This window comes from Bacillus sp. SRB_331, assembly GCF_003264175.1.
In the GTDB taxonomy this organism is placed as follows: domain Bacteria; phylum Bacillota; class Bacilli; order Bacillales; family Bacillaceae_G; genus Bacillus_A; species Bacillus_A mycoides.
Genome location: NZ_NADV01000071.1, coordinates 1 through 22163 on the forward strand (window position 1 = coordinate 1; position 22163 = coordinate 22163).

The window sequence follows — 22163 nt, forward strand, 5'->3', positions numbered from 1 at the left end:
TATTCTATAGGGTACATTTTATAGTGCTGCAAACCTTTTTTATTTGACGACATAATTTCATGCAATACAACTTCTACATTAAATAACGTAAATAAATGTAAGCATGTGATAACAATAGCGCAATGATCGTTAAGGGGAAACCGATTTTTAAGAAGTCCATATAAGAGAACCCATGTCCTTCACGTTTTGCAATACCAGCAACGACTACGTTTGCTGATGCTCCAATTAATGTTCCGTTGCCTCCTAGGCAAGCTCCAAGTGATAACGCCCACCATAGTACTTCAATTTGCGGAGAATCGACAGATAGTCCGAGTCCTGTAGCTAAATCTTGAATAAGTGGAATCATCGTTGCGACAAATGGGATGTTATCAATTGTCGCAGATGCGATGCCAGATACCCATAAGATAAGTATAGCAGCGAAACCGATATCGCCATTTGTTACGTCGAGTACTTCTTTTGCGAGTGAAGAAATAAGTCCGATATCAATTAATCCGCCAACGAGAACGAATAGTCCAGCGAAGAAGAAAATTGTTACCCATTCAACGTGGGCAAATACATCTTCAATATCATGTTCTTTCACACCGATTAACATAAGAAGTGTAGCACCTGTCATCGCAATAACGGCAGCGTCTACATGAATAATAGAATGAAGTACAAAGCCTAAAATAGTTAGTCCTAAAATCGTAATGGATTTTAAAAGGAGGCTCTGATCTTTAATATAATCTTTTTCATTTAATGCCATTAGCTTTTCGATTTGCTCAGGCGTTGTTTTTAGTTTGTTGCGATACATGAAGTAAATAATGCCAAGTGTAACGATAGAAATAATGATTACGATTGGAGCTAAGTTTAGTAAAAAGGCATTAAAGTCTAAATGCTTATTAGCTGATCCAATCATAATGTTCGGCGGGTCACCAATTAATGTTGCTGTTCCGCCTATATTTGAAAATAGTACTTCTGAAATTAAATAAGGAACAGGATTTACTTTTAAAATACGTGTAATGGATAGTGTAACAGGTACGATTAATAATACGGTTGTTACGTTGTCCAAAAATGCAGAACCGACAGCAGTTAATAGGGATAGTAATAATAAAATGCGGATTGGTTTTCCGCCAGCTGCTTTTGCTGCTTTTATGGCTACAAATTCAAATACGCCTGATTGACTCGTAATATGTACGAGAATCATCATCCCAATTAAAAGGGTAATCGTTTCCCATTGAATATGCGATGTGAAAGCAGTATGTAAATCTACAATTCCAAAAATAATCATAATAGCAGCACCGAATAGTGCGATTACAGCACGATTCAATTTCTCAGAAATAATAAAACCGTACGTGACTAAAAATACGGCAATTGTAAAATAATATTGCCAATTTGCTACTTCATGTGCTGATTGTTCCAATCATGTCACCTTCTTTAAAGTATGTATTCAATTGTCGAAATGTATCTCGCTGTATTAATACGGGATAAAATATATTGTAGCAAATTCAAAAAAGAAAGAAAACTATTTAACAATGTGAAGGAAAAAATGTGATTTTTACATATCATATAAAGTGAAACTTTAATCAGTGGGGGTTTTTGTTCATCCCCCACTGATTATTAGTCTTCACCAATCGGGCATTTACGGATAGTTGATTTCCCACCTAGCTGACGTGTGTTCGCTGGATTTTGGGGTGGGAATCTTACTATCCGTTAATGCGGGATAAAAAATATAAAAAACACAGTGCAAATTATTAGGAAAAGTGGGCGTTGTCCTCTAATATAGAGATAGCAATTTACATTATTTTTGCGTAAAATGGTTTAAAGAGGTGAATTCCGATGGAAATAGTAAAAGATAGTTCTCTTATTCAAAATGAAATTGAACGTTTTGTAAATAAAGATGTATATATTCATTTAGAAACGACGAATGGAGCGTATGCGTCACACTTTAATGAAAAGATGATGACAGTAGGAGCATTCATTCGAAATGCAATTATTCGCTTTGAGCGTGGGAAAATAACTGGAACAAACCCATACCGAGTTGGTTTGAAAATGGATCATGGCTGGGTATATGCAGAAGGCATTACGCACTGGGAAGTAGACGATAAAGAGCGTTTATTACTAGCAGGGCATGATAACCAAGGCCGCTTAGCGGTAGCGCTTGAGCTAAGCTTAACGCCATTTAAGTAAGAAGGAGGGAAACTTATGGAGAGACATGTACTTGTTGTATTTCCGCATCCAGATGATGAAGCATTTGCTGCGGGAGGAACAATTCGCTTATTAACAGATCAAGGAGTACCTGTAACGTACGCATGTGGTACTCTTGGACAAATGGGACGTAACATGGGGAAAAACGTATTTGCTAACCGTGAAACGATTCCAAATATACGTGAAAAAGAATTAAAAGATGCATGTGAAGCGATGGGGATTCAAGATTTAAGAATGCTCGGTTTCCATGATAAAACGTTAGAATTTGAAGATGTTGATTTTGTTGCCGATAAAATCGAAGCGATTATTCAAGAAGTAAATCCATCTCGAATTATTACATTTTATCCAGAACACGGCGTACATCCGGATCATGATGCATTTGGCCGCGCTGTAGTTCGCGCTGTATCACGTATGCCAAAAGAAGAACGTCCAGCCATTCATGCGGTTGCGATTACGAGAAATCGCGAAGCAGTACTCGGTGAACCGGATGTTGTAAATAATATTAGTGAAGTATTTGAACATAAATTAGCTGCACTAGGCGCGCATCGTTCACAAACGGAAGCGATGCTAGAAGAAACGCATGCAAAAATAAAAAACAAAGACGCAGCAACATTAAAATGGCTGCAACTTGAACAGTTTTGGACTTATAAATGGGAGTAGGCTAGAAGGGTACCTTCTAGTAGCTCTTACATAGAAAAAGCGCCGTCACTTGTGATGGCGCTTTTTGTGCTATTGTTTCGTATTAGCCAAATACATGAGCATATGGAATTTTTCGTCTCTTACATGATAATCGAAATAAGGTCCTGGATCTGTACAGTAACCGATATTTTCATTTTGCATGATTTGAAATCCGTTAACTGATAAATTTTCTTCTAAGTATTTTGGATGTAAAATATGCTCATGGGAATTTGGATATAAGGCTGAAATATTTTTCAAGGATTTGGCCGAGTTATCATAATACGAGTATCCACCGACAATTGTTGAACTGTTATGTAAATAGTTTTTTAGAACATGACTTGGGAACTCTGGGTTGAGCAGTGAAAAATCAGTTATTGTAAAACTATCCACAAAAACATCGATGCTAAGCGGTTTCAATGGTAGATTTAAATCGGAATTCAAAATATAAAGGACGCGTGGCTTCGGATTCATACGCTCAATTCTATTTCTCACCTTCTTGAGCATTGCAAGCGAATAGCCACTGAATACATAGTTTGCGCTTGGTTCAAGAACATCGATATATTTGGGTAGTGATACAAAAGCATCAACGTTTGTTTCCACAATTAATTTGTTTTTCAAATCTATATTTTGTAGAACTTTTTGAAATCGAAAATTACTTTTTTCAAATAAGTTAATCATTTTGGGATTGATCTCTTTAATCGTTTCTTTATCGTAAAAATAAGATGGATAAGGAGACGTCTCATACAAGTTCGCGGTAATGATAATACCCTCCTCGATAGCTGCTTCGTATCCACAGCTACAAGTTAAACTCCCCGTGTGAATGTAGACTTTTTTAATCGTTACATCTTTCATTTCAAGTGGAATGCGGCATTTCGGACAATAGAGAAAATTTACAAAGTCAAGCGGGATTCCTGTAATACTTTCTTCTTTGGATGAAGGCGAGCTAGTTTGAACCGCTTTTTCAATCAATTGGATAGCTTTTGATATGTCTTCTTTTTTCTTGGTTAGCTCGTCCTTTTTATCAATGAGCGAGTTGTTGTAGTAGTCGATATCCTCATGGTCCGAGAAGTTTGTGACACGCCGATATGATAAAATTCGTTGGATTTCTATCAATGAAAAATGAAATTTTTTCAGCTCAGTAATAAAAGACATGTCGTCGAAACACAATTGGTTCATTTGATACTGAGTGTTTTTTTTGTCTGGTATTAATAATCCTAGTTCAATGTAATAACGAACGGTATCAGTCTTAACATGAAAAAGCTTCGCAAATGTACCGATTTTCATAGATGTACCCCCTGATAAAAAAAGTGGAGTTACTCCACTTTTTTCACAAAATGAATTCAAAAAACTCTCAAATGGCTATTGACTTGGAGGGAACTCCAAGTCATATTATTAACTTAATAATTTTGAATATTAAGAATATTTTTGACTGTATTGTAACATACATGTCACGAAAGGAGAAGGATTAGCTATGGATAAGATGGATCATATGGATACACTCTCACTATGGACAGCGACTGCAAACAGATATGACAAAGGAAAACCTCTTGAAGGAAATGAAGAGGCGGATGTTGTCATTATTGGCGCAGGTTTCACAGGTCTTTCTTCTGCATATCATTTGCAAAAGTTAGGGAAGAGTGTCATTGTCCTTGAGCAGGAAACAATCGGATATGGCGCAAGCGGTCGCAACGGCGGGATGGTATTGCCAGGCTATAAGTCAACGATGCAGGAGCTTGCCAAGAAGTATGGTGCCGAAGAGGCGAGGCAGCTTAACGATCTTTCTCTGCTTAGTGTTGAATTAGTTAAAAACATTATTGACGAGCATCAAATCAACTGTAACTTCAGAAAGACAGGTCACATTGTGGCGGCTTACAAAGCCAAGCATTTTGAAGGGTTGAAACTTGAAAGTGAATACTTAAACAAAAATTTTGGATATGAATGTAGCGTGCTTAATCGAAGTCAGTTGCATCAAGAAATTGATTCCCCGCAATATTATGGTTGCTTAGTCGACGACTCGAGTTACTCATTCCAACCACTGAACTATGCAATTGGTTTGGGAGAAGCAGCTAAATCGATCGGTGCAAAAATCTTTGAGCATTCGAAAGCACTATCTATTGAGTACGGCCGAAATAGTGTGAAAGTTATTACAGAAAAAGGTACTGTTACAGCGAAAGACATTATTGTGGCTACAGATGGTTACTCCGGAAAAATTATGGCTGAATTGAATAAAGGCGTACTGCCAATTTCGGCACGTATTATTGGTACTGAACAGCTTCCAGAATCATTGGTGAATAGCGTCATTCCTAAAGATCGCATGGTTTTTGATACAAGCAGTTTCCTTTACTATTTCAGGCGTACACCAGATAATCGGATCATATTTGGCGGTGGCGATATTCGTCCAAACTTAGGTGATGCTGTTTATCAAAATGTTTACGATGCCATGGTTAAAATAATGCCAAAACTAGAAGGAAGCAAGATTGATTACAGGTGGGGTGGATTTATCGGGGTTACAATTGATACGTTCCCCGTTATCGGTAGATCCAAAGAAGGCGCATATTTTGCAACGGGTTATACGGGGCATGGCGCGTCTCTCTCGACATTGTTTGGTAAGTTATTGGCACAATGGATCGTTACGGGGAGTGCAGGTGGATATCGATTTGAAAAAGAACGCCTCAAATCATTCCCATTCTATAATCAGAAAACGATGCTGGTCAATATAGCACATATTGGTTTCAAACTGGTAGATATTATCGCGTAAAGGAGAGGTGTTTATGAAAATTAACATGTTCATTGACGGGAAATGGGTAGAAGCATTATCGGGTGCTAGACGAAACATTATCAATCCTGCAACCGGAGCGGTTATCGCAACGTCTGCTCATGGATCAGCAGATGATGCGAAGATAGCAATTAAGGCGGCTCGTAAAGCGTTTGATAGCGGGATCTGGTCGAATTTATCGGCTGATGAAAGAGCTGACTATCTATATAAGATTGCAGACCGTCTTGAAGAGAATACAGCTGAAATTGCCCGTTTGGAAACTGCAAATAACGGTAAGGTTATCCGTGCAACAACCTATGTAGATATTCCTGTATCGATTCAATGCTTCCGCTATTATGCTGACTTGATTAAAGGTATGAAAAAGGAATCTTACACTCGTGATGATGCTTCAGAAACGATTATTATTCATGAACCGATTGGTGTTTGTGGACTTATTGTACCTTGGAATTTCCCGCTTATGTTAGCTGTTTGGCAAATTGCTCCTGCACTTGCCGCAGGGAATACAATTGTAATTAAGCCTGCTGACGTCACTCCTGTAAGCGTATTCAAATTATTTGAAATTATCGAAGAGGTTGGACTTCCGGATGGAGTAGCAAACTTAGTATTGGGACCTGGTTCAAAGGTTGGGAATGAGCTTGCAGAGAGCCATGATGTCGACAAAATTGCCTTTACTGGTGGAACAAAAACAGGTCAAAGTATTATGCGCGCAGCTGCAGGAAATATGAAAAAAATCACACTTGAACTAGGTGGTAAATCTCCACTTATTGTGTTCGAAGATGTGGATTTTGAAACCGCAGTCGATAATGCGATGTTTGGTATTTTCCACAATGCTGGGCAAGTTTGTTCAGCTGCATCTCGTTTACTTGTACAAGAGACTATTTATGATAGGTTTGTTGAAAGATTGGCCGAGCGTGCGAACAAAATTGTAGTTGGCAACGGGGAAAGTGAGAATATTGAAATGGGAGCTCTCACAAACGAGTCTCATATGAATGAAGTTTTACATTATATTCAGAGAGGAATCGAAGAAGGTGCAAAATTAGTTTGTGGTGGTAAGCGCTTAACAGAAAATGGGCTTGGTCGAGGGTTTTTCATTGCACCAACAATCTTTGCTGATGTAAATGAGAATATGTGTATTGTGAAGGAAGAGATTTTTGGTCCAGTTCTTGTTGTACAGAAATTTAAAGATGAGGAAGATGCCATCCAAAAAGCGAATGATTCCATTTATGGATTAGCCGGTGCTGTATTTACTGAAGATATGGACCGAGCAAAACGTGTCATTAGTAAATTACGTGCGGGAATTACTTGGATTAATAGTTATCATCTCGCTTATGTTGAAGGCCCTTGGGGAGGGTATAAGCAAAGTGGCATCGGCAGAGCGTTAGGTACTGTTGGACTGGAGCACTTTATGGAAACGAAGCAAATCAATATCCACCAGCATGCAAATCCGGTAGGGTGGTATGCGAATTAATTGAGCAAAACGTGCTATATAAATTATTTGTAAGGGGATATGCTCATGAAAATAGTGGACAACGGTCCGTCATCAAAAATAGAGCAACCAGAAGTAATGAATAAGCCGGTGGATGATTCAGTGCTAGGAACCAAAAGTATTCCGTTACTATATTTACGGTTTGCTTTGGCGGGAATTATGGCTAACGTAATTTTAGGAGTTGTATCGGTTGTTGATGGCTATTTCGTCAGTGGCTTTCAGGAGCTGGAAGTCGAAGGGATCGGAATTGGATTTACGGTCATGGTTATTACCCGTATGATTGGTGTTCTTTTAGGTGTGGGAGCCGGAGCGGTCATTTCACTTCGACTGGGGAAAGGGAAAATCGAAGAAGCTAGAAGTATTATGGGACAAACTTTATGGTTTACTCTTTTCCTGTCTTCTTTGTTAGCTATACTTGGGTTGGTCTTTGAAAATGATATTATGATTTTATTCGGAGCAAGTGATGAAGCACTTCCGTATGCGGTGCAATATAGCCGACTGCTATGGATTTCGTTGCCATTAACGATATTGGCCGTTGTATTAAGTATTTTAGCTAATATTGATGAAAAGCCTATATTATCAATGAACAGTTGGTTAGTCGCAGCGGTTGTTGCTGGGACTATGGAATGGATTATGGTAGTGAAGTATGACATGGGGATGATGGGTTCTTCATGGGCTAATACGATTTCACAATCGATTCCTGTTCTCCTAATCTTTTATTTCTGGTTTGGTAAAACAAAACTTAAGCCAAAAATGAAAGATATGATGATTAATCTCAAGAAGATTGGTGAAGTGGTTTGGACGGGCTTTGCATCTTTCTCGAGTCAGTTCATGATGTTTATTGCAATTATTTTCACCAACAACTTACTGCAAAGCTACGGTGGTGGTCTGCACGTTGCAGCTTTCACGATTCAAAACGGTTACATTACAAATCTCCTCGCCTTAGCAGCGCTCGGTGGGATGACAGGACTTCAACCGATTATTAGTTATAATTACGGTGCGGGCAACCTTGATCGTGTGAAACAAGCAATTAAGATGGGACTCATTTTTACAGTTTCCTTCTTTGTGATCGTGACAGCCATACTAGTCATTTTTGCAGATCCAATTGTGTCATTTTTTTCCGGTGGTAATCCTGAATTGCAGAAACTTGGCATTTGGACGACAGTTATATTCAATTGTTTGTTTACGCTTAGTGCAGTTAGCCTGCTTATCTCTGGTTATTTCGAATCACAAGAGAGAAACTGGTCCGCAACGTTTATTAGTGTAAGCAAAATATTGTTGTTCATGTTACCGTTTCTATTTATTTTCCCGAAATACTGGGGTGTAGAAGGTGTATGGTACGCTGCTCCTGCTGCAGAAATTCCAGGTGTTCTCATTGCCATATACTTTATGAAAAAAGAGTTTAAACGTTTAAAAAATACAAATGTTAAGACAGTAGATTTATAGACTTATTCCTTCAAAATTACCAATAAGAAAGAGAAAGAGAGAGGATTGTCATGTTTTTTGCGAAAAAACTTACAGCTGAAGAAGCAGAGCAACTAGGTGCCAACGCATGGGAACCATGGGTAGGCGAACCGAATAAAGGAACGTGGCATGTAGAAGAGCAGGAAGTTTTCTATGTGACAGATGGTGAAGTGTTTATTACTGTTGATGGGGAAAAGTATCATATTACAAAGGACTGGATCGTTTCCTTGGCTAAGGACCTTGTTTGTGAATGGGATTGCCCAGTATTTTTGAAAAAGAATTATAAGATGAACCATGAGATCCATCTGAAATAATGTGAACTGGGGAGTGGACAAATGCTAAGCAGATGACTGCTCCTGCGTATTCAATGAATAAGATTAATAATGTTGAAGAAATGTATGTAAATAAGTTTACATACCGTCAAATGAATGCGCTTTCTTTTTAGGGGCGATAACATAGGACGGTTATCTTAAAATAGGAGGCTTCACCATGGTAGTAATGAAAAATGTACAAACGTTGAAAAATTATATTGGCGGACAATGGATAGAATCCACAAGTAAGCAAGTTGAAGATGTACCAAATCCAGCAACAGGAGAGATTATTGCTCGTGTGCCTCTTTCGACTAAAGAAGATTTAGATAGAGCTGTAGCAACTGCGAAAGAAGCATTCAAAACATGGAGAAAGGTCGCTGTGCCTCGGCGTGCTCGGATTCTATTTCGCTATCAACAGCTATTGATTGAAAACTGGGAAGAGTTAGCTAAACTCGTAACCTTGGAAAACGGAAAAAGTTATAAGGAAGCATACGGTGAAGTGCAGCGGGGGATTGAATGTGTTGAATTTGCCGCAGGCGCACCCACTTTAATGATGGGAGAGCAACTTCCCGATATTGCTACTGGTGTTGAATCAGGGATGTATCGTTACCCGATCGGAGTAATCGCAGGAATAACGCCATTTAACTTTCCGATGATGGTGCCATGCTGGATGTTTCCACTCGCGATTGCATGCGGGAATACATTTGTATTAAAACCATCTGAAAGAACACCGCTATTGGCTAATCGCATAGCTGAACTGTTTAAAGAAGCAGGTCTTCCAGATGGAGTACTAAATATTGTGCATGGTGCACATGACGTCGTTAACGGCATTCTTGACAATGAGGATGTGAAAGCTGTATCTTTCGTTGGTTCTCAACCTGTGGCTGAGTATATATATAAAACAGCAGCAGCTAACGGTAAACGTGTACAAGCTCTTGCAGGGGCAAAAAATCATTCGATCGTATTAAAAGATGCGGACCTTAGTTCTACAGTGAAAGAAATTACAAGTGCTGCCTTCGGTTCAGCTGGTGAACGATGCATGGCAGCGGCTGTTGTTGTCGTGGAAGAAGACGTTGCAGATGAGCTCGTTAATAGACTGCTTCAAGAGGCTAATGCAATTACGATTGGGAATGGTCTGGAAGAAGGTGTTTTCCTTGGTCCCGTTATTCGTGAAGGACATAAAGAGCGGACACTCGGATACATTCAATCGGGTGTAGAGCAGGGAGCGACACTTATTCGTGACGGACGTGAAGACGATGTCGCAAACAGCCAAGGTTATTTTGTTGGCCCAACGATTTTTGACAATGTGACACAGGAAATGAAAATCTGGCAAGATGAAATTTTCGCACCGGTTCTTTCTATTGTACGCGTAAAAGACTTGATGGAAGCGATTCATGTTGCTAATGCATCGCCATTCGCAAATGGTGCATGTCTGTACACAAATAGCGCGAAAGCTATTCGTGAATTCCGTGAAGAAATTGATGCAGGTATGCTTGGGGTTAATCTTGGAGTTCCTGCTCCAATGGCATTCTTCCCGTTCTCAGGTTATAAGAAATCTTTCTATGGTGATCTCCATGCAAATGGAAAAGATGGCGTAGAATTCTATACTCGCAAGAAAATGCTTACGGCTCGTTATTGAAAGAGTGATGTAAAACCATAAAAAGATAGAATGGAGCTGGTGATTGTGCAAGCGACGGAGCAAACACAAAGTTTGAAAAAAACAGATGAAAAGTACCTTTGGCATGCGATGAGAGGAGCAGCCCCTAGTCCAACGAATTTAATTATCACAAAAGCAGAAGGGGCATGGGTGACGGATATTGATGGAAACCGTTATTTAGACGGTATGTCCGGTCTTTGGTGCGTGAATGTTGGGTATGGTCGAAAAGAGCTTGCAAGAGCGGCGTTTGAACAGCTTGAAGAAATGCCGTATTTCCCTCTGACTCAAAGTCATGTTCCTGCTATTAAATTAGCAGAAAAATTGAATGAATGGCTTGATGATGAATACGTCATTTTCTTTTCTAACAGTGGATCGGAAGCGAATGAAACAGCATTTAAAATTGCTCGTCAATATCATCAACAAAAAGGTGATCATGGACGCTATAAGTTTATTTCACGCTATCGTGCTTACCACGGTAACACAATGGGGGCTCTTGCAGCAACAGGTCAAGCACAGCGAAAGTATAAATATGAACCACTTGGGCAAGGATTCCTGCATGTAGCACCGCCGGATACGTATCGAAATCCAGATGATGTTCATACACTGGCAAGTGCTAATGAAATCGATCGTGTCATGACATGGGAGTTAAGCCAAACAGTAGCCGGTGTGATTATGGAGCCAATTATTACCGGGGGCGGAATTTTAATGCCTCCTGATGGATATATGGAAAAAGTAAAAGAAATTTGCGAGAAGCACGGTGCGTTGCTCATTTGTGATGAAGTTATATGTGGATTTGGACGAACAGGGAAGCCGTTTGGATTTATGAATTATGGCGTCAAACCAGATATCATAACAATGGCAAAAGGTATTACAAGTGCGTATCTTCCTTTGTCAGCAACAGCAGTTAGACGAGAGGTTTATGAGGCATTCGTAGGTAGTGATGATTATGATCGCTTCCGCCATGTAAATACGTTCGGAGGAAATCCTGCTGCTTGCGCTTTAGCTTTGAAGAATTTAGAAATTATGGAGAACGAGAAACTCATTGAACGTTCCAAAGAATTGGGTGAACGACTGTTATATGAGCTAGAGGATGTAAAAGAGCATCCAAACGTAGGGGATGTTCGCGGAAAGGGCCTTCTTTTAGGCATTGAACTAGTGGAAGATAAGCAAACAAAAGAACCGGCTTCCATTGAAAAGATGAACAAAGTCATCAATGCTTGTAAAGAAAAAGGTCTAATTATTGGTAAAAATGGTGACACTGTTGCAGGTTACAATAATATTTTACAGCTTGCTCCTCCATTAAGCATCACAGAGGAAGACTTTACTTTTATCGTTAAAACAATGAAAGAATGTTTAGCTCAACTTTAATTAATTATTGATAAATCTTGTTAAAAAGCGGATGAGCCTATTAGGAGATGTAACTTTAAATATTGAATGAATTACTCGAAAAGAGTAATTCCGAAAGGGTTGAGTTTATGAAAGCTGATGTTGTATTGATAAATGGAGAAGTTATTACAGTAGACCAAAAGAATGCAGTAGTCGAAGCTGTAGCAATAAAAGATAATCAAATCGTAGTTGTTGGCTCAAATCAGGAGGTTAAGAGTTTTATAGGAGAAAACACGGATGTAATTGACCTGCAAGGGAAAACGCTTCTTCCTGGATTCATTGATTCCCATCTTCACATCATTTCTCATGGACTAAATCAGTTGGCTGTCAGTTGTAAAGCTGAACATATTGATTCTATCGATGCTTTATTAGATGATCTGAAAAAGAAGGCCTTAGAAACGCCAAAAGGTGAATGGATACGTGCTTGGGGCTTTAATGAAACCGCTGTGGAGGAAAAGCGTTATCCAACAATTACTGAGCTGGATGAAATTTCAGTTGAACATCCTATTATTATAACCCGTACTTGTCACCACATAAGCGTGGTGAATAGCAAAGCATTAGAAATTGCGCAAATTAACGAGAACACACCGGATACGAGTGGGGGAGTTATTGAAAAGAATCAGGCAGGAAGGCTTACAGGAAAGTTAATTGAAGCAGCAAATATGAGTATGAGCGAGGTTGCAAGTTATACAGAAAGTGAAATGATGAAGGCTGTGAAAATTGCATCAGATCATTTCGTTGCAGCTGGCATAACAAGTATACATGACGCAGGTGGAGATGGACCGGAGAGTTTTCGTTTACTACAACGAGCTGTGAAGAGTAGGGATATTCGTGTCCGAATATATGCAATGATATGTCAAATAAATAACTCCCATGAATTTGTTAATAAAATGGTCGAAGCTGGTGTGGTAACTGGTACCGGAGATGAGAGATTTAAAGTTGGACCAGCTAAATTGTTTACAGATGGAAGCAGCACGGGTCCTACAATTGCAACTCGTAAGTCATATTCTAGTGACTCTAACAATTATGGTATTCTTTATTATAGTGAGGAAGAAATCTATCAAGTTTTAGGTGAAGCACATAAAAAAGGCTATCAAATCACTGTACATGCACAAGGTGATAAAGCTATTGAAATGTATTTAAATTGTGTAGAAAAGGCGCTAGAGGAATCACCAAGAAAAAATCACCGTCATCGAATCGAGCATGCGGGAATTTCTTCACCAGATTTACAAGAGAGAATGAAAAAACTCGAGATGATTCCTATTCCAAATCCTCCATTTCCATATGAATTTGGAGAGATATATGTAGAGCACTATGGTGATCGTGTTAATCACATGTACGCTGCTCGTGATTTTATTGATCGTGGCATCATTGCAGCAGGTAGTTCGGATGCACCAGTTACTGACTATAATCCTTTATTAGGAATTCATGTTGCTGTCAATAGAAAAACTAAGTCTGGAATAGAGGTTGGTGCTAATCAATCTATAAGCGTAATGGAAGCTATTAAACTATACACATGGAATGGTGCTTATGCGAGTTTTGAAGAAGAGATAAAAGGAAGCATAGAGGTCGGAAAACTGGCGGATTTAATTATATTAAATGACAGCATTTTAAGTGTCAATCCAAACCAAATTAAAGATTTAAAAGTAGAAACAACAATTATTGATGGTGAAATTATCTATCAAAAAGAACAATCAGTGAAAATGTAGCAATAAAAAAACGCCCCTTCAATTGTGAGAATGATTTTAACAATTGAAGGGGCGTTTCAGTTGTTTAGTTGCGCTTTTCAAATCGTATTAATTTTCTAAGAGAATTGAAAGGGTATTCGTCTACTAACAAATATTCAGATTATGAACACTAGAAAACGAACACAACCTATCATATAATTGAAAGACTATATTTTAAAATCAATGTTAATATTACCCTCCTATAAGTATTAACATGCGTAATTGAGGTGTTTTCTTTGTTGTTTTATGATCGAATTTCTATAATGGCCCCTCCTGTTCCATAGCTAAGGAAAGTCTATTCATTTCTGAGATTTTCAAAGTTATAGGGGGGTATTAAAAGTGAAAAAAGTCTCAGTACCATCACTTTGGTTAATGATCATTCTGGTGGCATTTCCACAAATTAGTGAAACAATTTACACACCGTCTTTACCGGATATTTCAAAGGCGTTGCACGTAAGTAATAATGAGGTACAGTTAACGCTTAGTGTTTATTTTGCTGGATTTGCTTTAGGTGTATTTTTTATTGGATGGTTATCAGATATAATTGGTCGTCGCCCAGCAATGTTATTTGGAATTGTAGTATATGGCGCTGGAAGTTTCTTATGCTATATTGCAAATTCTATTGAATTTTTATTGTTTAGTCGTTTTATTCAAGCATTTGGAGCAAGTGCTGGTTCAGTTGTGACACAAACGATTCTTCGTGAAAGTGTAGAGGGGCATAAACGTCATGTTATGTTTGCTCAAATTTCGGCAGTCATTGCTTTTACACCAGCGATAGGTCCACTAATTGGGGGCTTTCTTGATCAAATGTTTGGATTTAAAATAGTATTTTTAAGTTTAGTTGTTATGAGTGATGGGATTTTGTTATATACGTTTGTTTCTCTTCCGGAAACAAAAACGGAATCAGTAACGGATAAAATAAATGTATTTTCTGTATTAAAACGGTTGATTACAAATCCGAAAGTAGTAACATATGGGTTATTAATTGGAGGAGCGAATGGTGTTTTATTTAGCTACTATGCAGAAGCGCCGTTTATCTTTATTGAATACTTTCAGTTATCGCCTAGTATGTACGGATTTCTAGGAATTGTTGTTGCTTCCGCTTCTATTATTGGGGCGAAAGTTTCAAAGCGGTTACTTGCTACTTATAAACCAGAGAAAATTATATATATCGGTTGTCTTGTAATGACAGGGGGAGCTATCTTCTTAACTGTTATTAATTCATTTGGATCAAATCCAAACATAATATATATGATTGGATTTTTAGTAGCGATGTTTATATTGCTATTAGGAATTGGGGTAGCATTGCCTAACTGTTTAAGTTTAGCATTAGTAGATTTTCAAGATGTCATTGGTACTGCGGGAGCATTGTTTAGCTTAGGCTACTATGTAATTGTAACGATGACAATTTGGGGAATGAGTCAGCTGCATACGGGCTCGTTGATGGTGATGCCACTTTATTTTCTTGTTATTGTAGTTATAATGATGGTGTTTACTAAAGTGTTTATTTTAGGTAAACAAACTTCAAAAATGATTTGAATATGAACTTGTAAAAGAGTCTCATTTTTTAATGAGACTCTTTTATATTTTATGAAAATAACTATAGGTATGAATATGTAATTAATGTTAAAATAAAACAAAATTGTATAGTTATAGTTTTTAGGGAGGGTGAAAATATGTTAATGAATTTAGCATGCGCTCTACTAATTATTTCCGGACTTACAGTAGTTATACGAAAAACTTTCATTGTAAACCACTATCTTTGTAATTTAATGGCATTCTTTTGTGCTTATATGACAACATCTTCCTACGTATTAGAGCAACCTTCATTAACAAAAACCATATTGATACTATGTTTGTTGCTGATAACTTTTATTCTTATATACTCACATTTCGAGATTAGAGGGCTAGCTTTTAATGATTATACAGTGTTTAATTTACCTTCTAGCCGAGTGAGTATATTAGTGAAAGACGGGTTAACCGAAGCGAACATAGAATTTACATTGGATAAAAATAATATATATTTATCAGGATCTCCTGTTAAAATTCGAATATTGAATAGACCATTACATACAACTAATATTTTATTTAGAAAATGCCCAGAGGATATAAAGACAAAAATTAAAGGTATTATTAAGGAAAAGATAAAAGCTGAGGAGAAGAGTTTTCCTCTTTCCGGTGTATTGTTGATTGTTTTAAGTGCGGTTATATTTTTCTTAAAGTAGGAGATGGGAAAGAGAATTTTCAGCTGTGATAATGGGATAATTAAGAGAAGTAGAAGTTAGTGACTTTGTAGTTCTACTAATATATTAAATTTCTGCGTGATACGTTAATCGCATGTGTAAGCAATTACAGTACAAACTATAAAGAGTGAAGTATATAAAGTATGAAACCGAGGTAGATAGGATCTCCTCGGTTATTTATATTGTAATAATATTTATACCGGAATCATATTGAATAGATGTATTTTATTGTTAATTTAGTTAAAAATTAATCAAACTAATATATAATAATTTACTGAAAAAATAATTGAACTTTTCAGATAAATGAATTAATATGAAGTGAGCAATTTTAAATTTTATAGAAAATAGGAAGATGAGGGGTTTTGGAAATTTTATAAGAGGCAAAATGAGATTTTAGGATAGCTTTAAAGTTAGTCTAAGATGACGTTTGTTTCATCATTTTCAGGGCCAAACAGGAATTAGGGTACACCATCTTACTTTAAATGCGGCTATGAATCATCTAAGAGGGGGAAATGAAGTGGCAAACAAAGAATTGAAACGAGGTTTAGAAGCACGTCATATTCAAATGATTGCTTTAGGCGGAACAATTGGTGTTGGTTTGTTTATGGGGTCAGCCAGCACGATTAAATGGACAGGTCCGTCAGTAATGCTTGCATATGCAATCGCAGGTGTTTTCATCTTCTTCATTATGCGTGCCATGGGAGAAATGTTGTATATGGAGCCGAGTACAGGTTCATTTGCGACATTTGGTCACAAATATATTCATCCGTTAGCTGGTTATATGACAGCGTGGAGTAACTGGTTCCAGTGGGTTATTGTTGGGATGTCAGAGATTATCGCAGTTGGAGCGTATATGAAATATTGGTTCCCGGATTTACCGGCTTGGATACCTGGTATTATCGCGATGGTTATTCTTGGTGCGGCCAACTTAATTTCTGTTAAGTCATTTGGTGAATTTGAATTTTGGTTTGCGATGATCAAAATCGTTACGATTCTATTAATGATTATTGCGGGATTTGGACTTATTTTCTTTGGAATTGGTAACGGCGGAGAAGCGATTGGCATATCTAACCTCTGGGTAAATGGCGGTTTCTTTACAGGTGGTTTTTCAGGATTCTTCTTTGCATTATCACTTGTAGTTGGAGCGTATCAAGGTGTGGAATTAATCGGGATTACTGCTGGTGAAGCGAAAGATCCGAAGAAGACACTTACTAGAGCAATTCAAAGTACAATTTGGCGTATTTTAATTTTCTATATTGGTGCTATTTTCGTTATTGTAACTGTTTATCCTTGGGATCAATTAAGTTCAATTGGTAGTCCGTTCGTAGCAACTTTTGCGAAAGTTGGTATTACGGCAGCTGCGGGACTTATTAACTTCGTTGTTATTACAGCCGCAATGTCTGGCTGTAACAGTGGTATTTATAGTGCTGGACGTATGCTTTATACACTAGGTGTAAATGGACAAGCACCGAAATACTTTACGAAGATCTCTAATAACGGTGTACCTTTATTCGGTACAGTTGGTGTAATTATCGGTTTAGCGGTTGGTGTTGTTTTAAGTTATATTGCACCAAAAAACTTATTCGTATATGTATATAGTGCGAGTGTACTTCCTGGTATGGTACCATGGTTTGTCATTTTAATTAGTCAAATTCGTTTTAGAAAAGAAAAGGGAGCAGAGATGAAAGACCATCCGTTCAAAATGCCATTTGCTCCTGTTACAAACTATTTAACAATTGCCTTTTTAATTATGGTATTAATCGGAATGTGGTTTAACGATGATACACGTATTTCACTAATTGTAGGTATTGTTTTCTTAGCTATCGTAACAATTAGTTTCTATGCTTTCGGAATAGGGAAACGACCTCCGTTAGATGTTCCAAATGATCAAGAGATTTCAAGTAAATAAAGATAGTAAAAAGTCCGATTTCCCGTTTAGAAATCGGACTTTTTATTATTAAAATTTCTCTACAACGATCTTTCCAATTGTACGCCCACTTTCAAGTTGTGCATGTGCTTTCTTTATGTTTTCAGCGTTAATTGGTGTGAATGTTTCATTTAATGTAGTCTTTAAAATGCCTTCATCTAATAGTTCGCTTACTTTATTTAATAGTTCGTGCTGAGTACTCATATCACCAGTTTCATACATCGCTTTTGTAAACATAAACTCCCAAACGAATGTGGCACTTTTACTTTTTAAAATTCCCATCTCAAGAGGGTGTTCATTTTCTACGATAGAGCAAATTTTCCCTTGTGGTTTAATGATGTCACCCATCGCGTGCCAATGTTGATCAGTATTGTTTAAGCAGAAGATATAATCTACATCTTTTAGCCCAAATTCTAATATTTGATCTTTTAAAGGTTGGTGATGATTAACTATATAATCGGCGCCGAATTTTTCAACCCAGTGTATGGTTTCGTTGCGGGATGCGGTTGCGATTACGTTTAGTCCAGCCCATTTAGCTAACTGAATAGCAATCGAGCCAACACCACCAGCTCCGCCGATAATTAAAATGTTTTTAAATGAATTTTCATCTTTCTTATTATAATCAATCCCTAAACGTTCAAACAAACCTTCCCATGCGGTAATGGCTGTTAAAGGAAGTGCTGCAGATTCAGCATCACTTAACGTTTTTGGTTTTTTACCAACAATTCTTTCATCAACTAAATGGTATTCACTGTATGTACCTTGCCTTGTAATGCTTCCAGCGTAAAACACTTCATCGCCTTCTTTAAATAACGTACAACCATCGCCAGTTTGCACGACAACACCGCTAGCATCCCAGCCAAGTATTTTTGCTATATCTTCTTTTTTATCTTTCGGAGATCGAACTTTTGTATCAACTGGATTAACGGAAATAGCGTTAATCTTTACAAGTATATCTCTTCCTGTGGCAACAGGTCTTTCAACTTCAATATCAATTAAACTGTTTTCTTCTTCAATAGGTAAGTATTCATGTAAACCAATTGCTTTCATTTTTATTCCCTCCATTAAAGTAAGAGTCTTTTTCTCTTTTATTATAGTAGGTAAAGTGTCATTATGTAAAAAAGTTGAGTCCTTTCCATTTTGTTAAAGGCTGGTTTCAGCCTCATTTAGAACTTTGTAAATGGAGAGGAGCCATCGTTTTGATTTTATAAGCGTCGGATGAAAGATATACTTATTTTTCCAGTGTACCTTGCAATGAATAATACCAAGTGTTATATTATACTTGTAGTTACTTATTATAAAACAGTACTAAATAATAAATAGTAGTAGATGCCAATTAGAATAGGGTGAATGAATATTGAATGTACAATTTAAAAAAGGAGTTTTAGAACTTTGTGTTCTTGTCTTACTTGATAAGCAAGACCGTTATGGGTATGAATTAGTTCGAAGTATTTCCAATCAAATTGAAATATCAGAAGGGTCTGTTTATCCTCTACTTCGTAGATTAACTAAAGAAGAATATTTTACAACGTATTTACAGGAGTCTTCAGAAGGGCCTTCAAGGAAGTATTATAAACTGACGGATAAAGGTAGAACGTATTTGTACCAACTTTTGGAGGAATGGAATGAGTTCTCACAAGGTGTCAATCAATTAATAAAAGAAGGTGTACGTAATGACGAAAGATAAATTTTTACAACAATTAAACGTATCTCTAAAAAGATTATCTGAAAAAGAACGTGCAGATATTTTAAAAGATTATGAAGAACATTTTACTTTCGGATTAGAGGAAGGAAAAACTGAAGAAGAAATTACAGCTTCATTAGGTTCGCCAGCTCAAATTGCCAAAGAGTTATTAGCAGGTTATCATATTGAGAAAGTAACAGCGAGTGCAACAACAGGGAATGTTTTTCGGGCAATTTGGGCAGTAATTGGATTAGGATTTTTCAATTTAGTAATCGTGCTTGGACCTGCAATTGCAGTAGCCGCATTGATTTTTTCGGGGTGGACTCTAGGAATCTCATTTTTGTGTTCACCACTGCTTGTTATTGTTGATACCATTGTGCATCCAAATACATTCTTACTTTTTAACCTTTTCGTTTCTTTAGCACTTTGTGGACTTGGATATTTCATTGTAATCGCTATGTTATCTTTAACGAAGCTAGCAAAGAATGGATTTGTTCGTTATTTAAAGTTCAATATAGCACTAGTAAAAGGTGGTTTTAAGCATGATAAATAAAAAGAAACTTTCAATCATTGCAGGTATTATTTTCATTATTGGGATTGTAGGAAGTCTATTCACTTATCGTTCAATTGCCACAGTACCAATTTCAGAAGAAAAGGTCATTAACAATAATAATGTGTCAAGCGTCATTATCGATACGAATAACGTGCGTGTTAACATCAATCCTACAACAGAAAGTAATATGAAAGTAACATTAGATGGGGAAGTTAATCCTAACATAAAAAGAACATTAGCTACGGATGAAAAAGATTCAACGCTTCTCATTTCTTACAAAGAAAAACAACAGAGTTGGTTCAACTTCAACTTCAACATTTCTGAAGTATTGGTCCCATTAACATTAAATGTCTATCTGCCTGAAAAACAATATGATTCATTAAAAATTTCCAATAACAATGGTTACGTTTCTGCAAAACAACAAAATACAACGCATTTTGATATCAATACAAGCAATGGGCGTGTTGAATTAAGAGAGATCAATTCGCAAAAAATTAATGCGGAAACAAATAATGGAAGTATGGACTTTAAAGATATAACGGCGCAAAATATTCATGTGAAATCGAATAATGGACGAATAATGCTAGATCATGTTGAAGGTGAACTAGAAGGGCAATCTAAAAACGGAAGTCTTTCTCTTAAAACAAATGAACTTGATCGAAATCTCAATTTTACGACTCACAATGGCAAGATTAATATTGAAACTGAAAAAGAACCAACTAATGTTCAATTTAATGTCTCTGTCGACAATGGAAAAGCGAATATCCTGAATAAATATAATGGAAATGCAGTTATTGGGAAGGGAGAAAATCAAATTAAATTAAACACACATAACGGAAGTATTTCAGTGAAAAAGCATGGAAACTAAAGTAGCATATTAATCTTGGGAATTTTCGCTCATCACATATAAAGAGCATGCAAATCAATAATAAATAAGCAAAATAGCCGACTCCTTTTTTAAAACATGTAGGTAGTCGGTTATTTTATGTCCAAAATTCGTTTTAACGTCTTGGTTTCGACGACTTAATTCATTCTCTGAAAATATAAAATATATTCTGTTTTCAGAGAATGGAAGTGTTATTATAAGAAAAAGTGATACTTTTATCTTATATACTTAAAGGAGGATTGGATTTCTGCATAGGCTTTCCAGTATCACTGGATTTGGAATGAAAAGTTGTGAACAATTGAAAAGATAATAGTTGAAATAATGAAAGGTGAGAAGGAGTTTATTTCTCATAAGCGAAATATAGTATTGTTTTATCTTAAATTATTTGTAAAGGTGGATACATAATGACAGTAAAGAAGCTTTATTTCGTCCCAGCAGGTCGTTGTATGTTGGATCATTCGTCTGTTAACAGTACATTAACACCAGGGAAATTATTAGACTTACCGGTTTGGTGTTATCTTTTGGAGACTGAAGAAGGACCTATTTTAGTAGATACAGGTATGCCAGAAAGTGCGATTAATAATGAAGGTCTTTTTAACGGTACATTTGTTGAAGGGCAGATTTTACCGAAAATGACTGAAGAAGATAGAATCGTAAATATTTTAAAACGCGTTGGATATGAGCCAGAAGACCTTCTGTATATTATTAGTTCTCACTTACATTTTGATCATGCAGGAGGAAATGGTGCTTTTATAAATAAACCGATTATTGTGCAGCGTGCTGAATACGAGGCGGCACAACATAGTGAAGAATATATGAAAGAATGTATCTTGCCAAATTTAAACTACAAAATCATTGAAGGGGATTATGAAGTCGTACCAGGAGTTCAATTATTGTATACACCAGGACATACTCCGGGGCATCAGTCACTATTCATTGAGACAGAGAACTCTGGCCCAGTGTTATTAACGATCGATGCATCGTATACGAAAGAAAATTTTGAAGATGAAGTGCCGTTCGCTGGATTTGATTCGGAATTAGCTTTATCTTCAATTAAACGTTTAAAAGAAGTTGTTAGGAAAGAGAACCCAATTGTTTTCTTTGGACATGATATAGAGCAGGAAAAGAGTTGTAAAGTGTTCCCTGAATATATATAAATAGAAAAAGTCATGGGCCTAGTTGAAGTGACCCCCGAAAGTTA

General features: G+C 37.0%; 19 protein-coding genes. 16 read left to right on the plus strand and 3 right to left on the minus strand.

Features of this window, described 5'->3' with window-relative positions; all coding sequences use genetic code 11:
- Nucleotides 1-73: 73 nt before the first annotated feature.
- Nucleotides 74-1399: an ArsB/NhaD family transporter gene (locus B5P42_RS30045; protein ID WP_002014220.1), complete on the minus strand. Its 1326-nt coding sequence runs from the start codon at nucleotides 1397-1399 to the stop codon at nucleotides 74-76.
- Nucleotides 1400-1815: 416 nt separating this feature from the next.
- On the opposite strand from B5P42_RS30045, the gene B5P42_RS30050 reads away from it, so the two are divergent.
- Nucleotides 1816-2166, plus strand: a complete 351-nt coding sequence (locus tag B5P42_RS30050) for a YojF family protein (protein WP_000407039.1) — start codon at nucleotides 1816-1818, stop codon at nucleotides 2164-2166.
- A 15-nt stretch (nucleotides 2167-2181) separates the two neighbouring features.
- Entirely contained in the window at nucleotides 2182-2844 is a 663-nt protein-coding gene (bshB2, locus tag B5P42_RS30055) for a bacillithiol biosynthesis deacetylase BshB2 (protein ID WP_000439465.1), read from the plus strand.
- Between the two features lie 69 nt (nucleotides 2845-2913).
- On the opposite strand, the gene B5P42_RS30060 is transcribed toward bshB2, so the two are convergent.
- Nucleotides 2914-4146 carry a MerR family transcriptional regulator gene (locus B5P42_RS30060; RefSeq protein ID WP_113735942.1) on the minus strand — a complete coding sequence of 411 codons (1233 nt, stop codon included), beginning with the start codon at nucleotides 4144-4146 and terminating at the stop codon, nucleotides 2914-2916.
- Nucleotides 4147-4333: 187 nt separating this feature from the next.
- Here B5P42_RS30060 and B5P42_RS30065 point away from each other — a divergent pair, with 187 nt between their 5' ends.
- The 10 genes from B5P42_RS30065 to B5P42_RS30110 all read left to right on the plus strand — a co-directional run bounded on the left by B5P42_RS30065 (nucleotide 4334) and on the right by B5P42_RS30110 (nucleotide 17821).
- The gene (locus B5P42_RS30065) at nucleotides 4334-5620 is read left to right on the plus strand and encodes an NAD(P)/FAD-dependent oxidoreductase (RefSeq protein WP_002033464.1); all 1287 of its coding nucleotides are present in this window, start codon (nucleotides 4334-4336) and stop codon (nucleotides 5618-5620) included.
- Nucleotides 5621-5633: 13 nt separating this feature from the next.
- Nucleotides 5634-7106 carry an aldehyde dehydrogenase family protein gene (locus tag B5P42_RS30070; protein WP_113735943.1) on the plus strand — a complete coding sequence of 491 codons (1473 nt, stop codon included), beginning with the start codon at nucleotides 5634-5636 and terminating at the stop codon, nucleotides 7104-7106.
- Nucleotides 7107-7151: 45 nt separating this feature from the next.
- The gene (locus B5P42_RS30075) at nucleotides 7152-8570 is read left to right on the plus strand and encodes an MATE family efflux transporter (RefSeq protein ID WP_113735944.1); all 1419 of its coding nucleotides are present in this window, start codon (nucleotides 7152-7154) and stop codon (nucleotides 8568-8570) included.
- Nucleotides 8571-8620: 50 nt separating this feature from the next.
- The gene (locus B5P42_RS30080) at nucleotides 8621-8902 is read left to right on the plus strand and encodes a cupin domain-containing protein (RefSeq protein WP_033729945.1); all 282 of its coding nucleotides are present in this window, start codon (nucleotides 8621-8623) and stop codon (nucleotides 8900-8902) included.
- A gap of 175 nt (nucleotides 8903-9077) precedes the next feature.
- Complete coding sequence (locus B5P42_RS30085; protein ID WP_060749118.1) at nucleotides 9078-10538, plus strand: CoA-acylating methylmalonate-semialdehyde dehydrogenase; 1461 nt, start codon at nucleotides 9078-9080, stop codon at nucleotides 10536-10538.
- A 30-nt stretch (nucleotides 10539-10568) separates the two neighbouring features.
- Entirely contained in the window at nucleotides 10569-11924 is a 1356-nt protein-coding gene (locus B5P42_RS30090; protein WP_181458849.1) for an aspartate aminotransferase family protein, read from the plus strand.
- A 107-nt stretch (nucleotides 11925-12031) separates the two neighbouring features.
- Nucleotides 12032-13651: an amidohydrolase gene (locus B5P42_RS30095; protein WP_113735946.1), complete on the plus strand. Its 1620-nt coding sequence runs from the start codon at nucleotides 12032-12034 to the stop codon at nucleotides 13649-13651.
- Between the two features lie 357 nt (nucleotides 13652-14008).
- Nucleotides 14009-15208: a multidrug effflux MFS transporter gene (locus B5P42_RS30100; protein ID WP_113735947.1), complete on the plus strand. Its 1200-nt coding sequence runs from the start codon at nucleotides 14009-14011 to the stop codon at nucleotides 15206-15208.
- Nucleotides 15209-15345: 137 nt separating this feature from the next.
- The gene (locus tag B5P42_RS30105; RefSeq protein WP_113735948.1) at nucleotides 15346-15894 is read left to right on the plus strand and encodes a hypothetical protein; all 549 of its coding nucleotides are present in this window, start codon (nucleotides 15346-15348) and stop codon (nucleotides 15892-15894) included.
- 535 nt (nucleotides 15895-16429) lie between these two features.
- Nucleotides 16430-17821 carry an amino acid permease gene (locus B5P42_RS30110; RefSeq protein ID WP_113735949.1) on the plus strand — a complete coding sequence of 464 codons (1392 nt, stop codon included), beginning with the start codon at nucleotides 16430-16432 and terminating at the stop codon, nucleotides 17819-17821.
- A gap of 48 nt (nucleotides 17822-17869) precedes the next feature.
- On the opposite strand, the gene B5P42_RS30115 is transcribed toward B5P42_RS30110, so the two are convergent.
- Nucleotides 17870-18889, minus strand: coding sequence for a zinc-binding alcohol dehydrogenase family protein (locus B5P42_RS30115; RefSeq protein WP_113735950.1), 1020 nt, complete (start codon nucleotides 18887-18889; stop codon nucleotides 17870-17872).
- 307 nt (nucleotides 18890-19196) lie between these two features.
- On the opposite strand from B5P42_RS30115, the gene B5P42_RS30120 reads away from it, so the two are divergent.
- From B5P42_RS30120 to aiiA, 4 genes are all read left to right on the plus strand, one after another.
- Complete coding sequence (locus B5P42_RS30120) at nucleotides 19197-19526, plus strand: PadR family transcriptional regulator (protein ID WP_002165328.1); 330 nt, start codon at nucleotides 19197-19199, stop codon at nucleotides 19524-19526.
- The gene (locus tag B5P42_RS30125) at nucleotides 19513-20076 is read left to right on the plus strand and encodes an HAAS signaling domain-containing protein (protein ID WP_113735951.1); all 564 of its coding nucleotides are present in this window, start codon (nucleotides 19513-19515) and stop codon (nucleotides 20074-20076) included. Before B5P42_RS30120 ends, B5P42_RS30125 begins: the two co-directional genes overlap by 14 nt.
- On the plus strand, nucleotides 20066-20944 hold the full coding sequence (locus B5P42_RS30130; protein WP_113735952.1) for a DUF4097 family beta strand repeat-containing protein: 879 nt from the start codon (nucleotides 20066-20068) through the stop codon (nucleotides 20942-20944). The genes B5P42_RS30125 and B5P42_RS30130 overlap by 11 nt, the downstream gene beginning before the upstream one ends.
- 422 nt (nucleotides 20945-21366) lie before the next feature.
- Entirely contained in the window at nucleotides 21367-22119 is a 753-nt protein-coding gene (gene aiiA / locus B5P42_RS30135; RefSeq protein WP_113735953.1) for a quorum-quenching N-acyl homoserine lactonase AiiA, read from the plus strand.
- Nucleotides 22120-22163 lie beyond the last annotated feature (44 nt).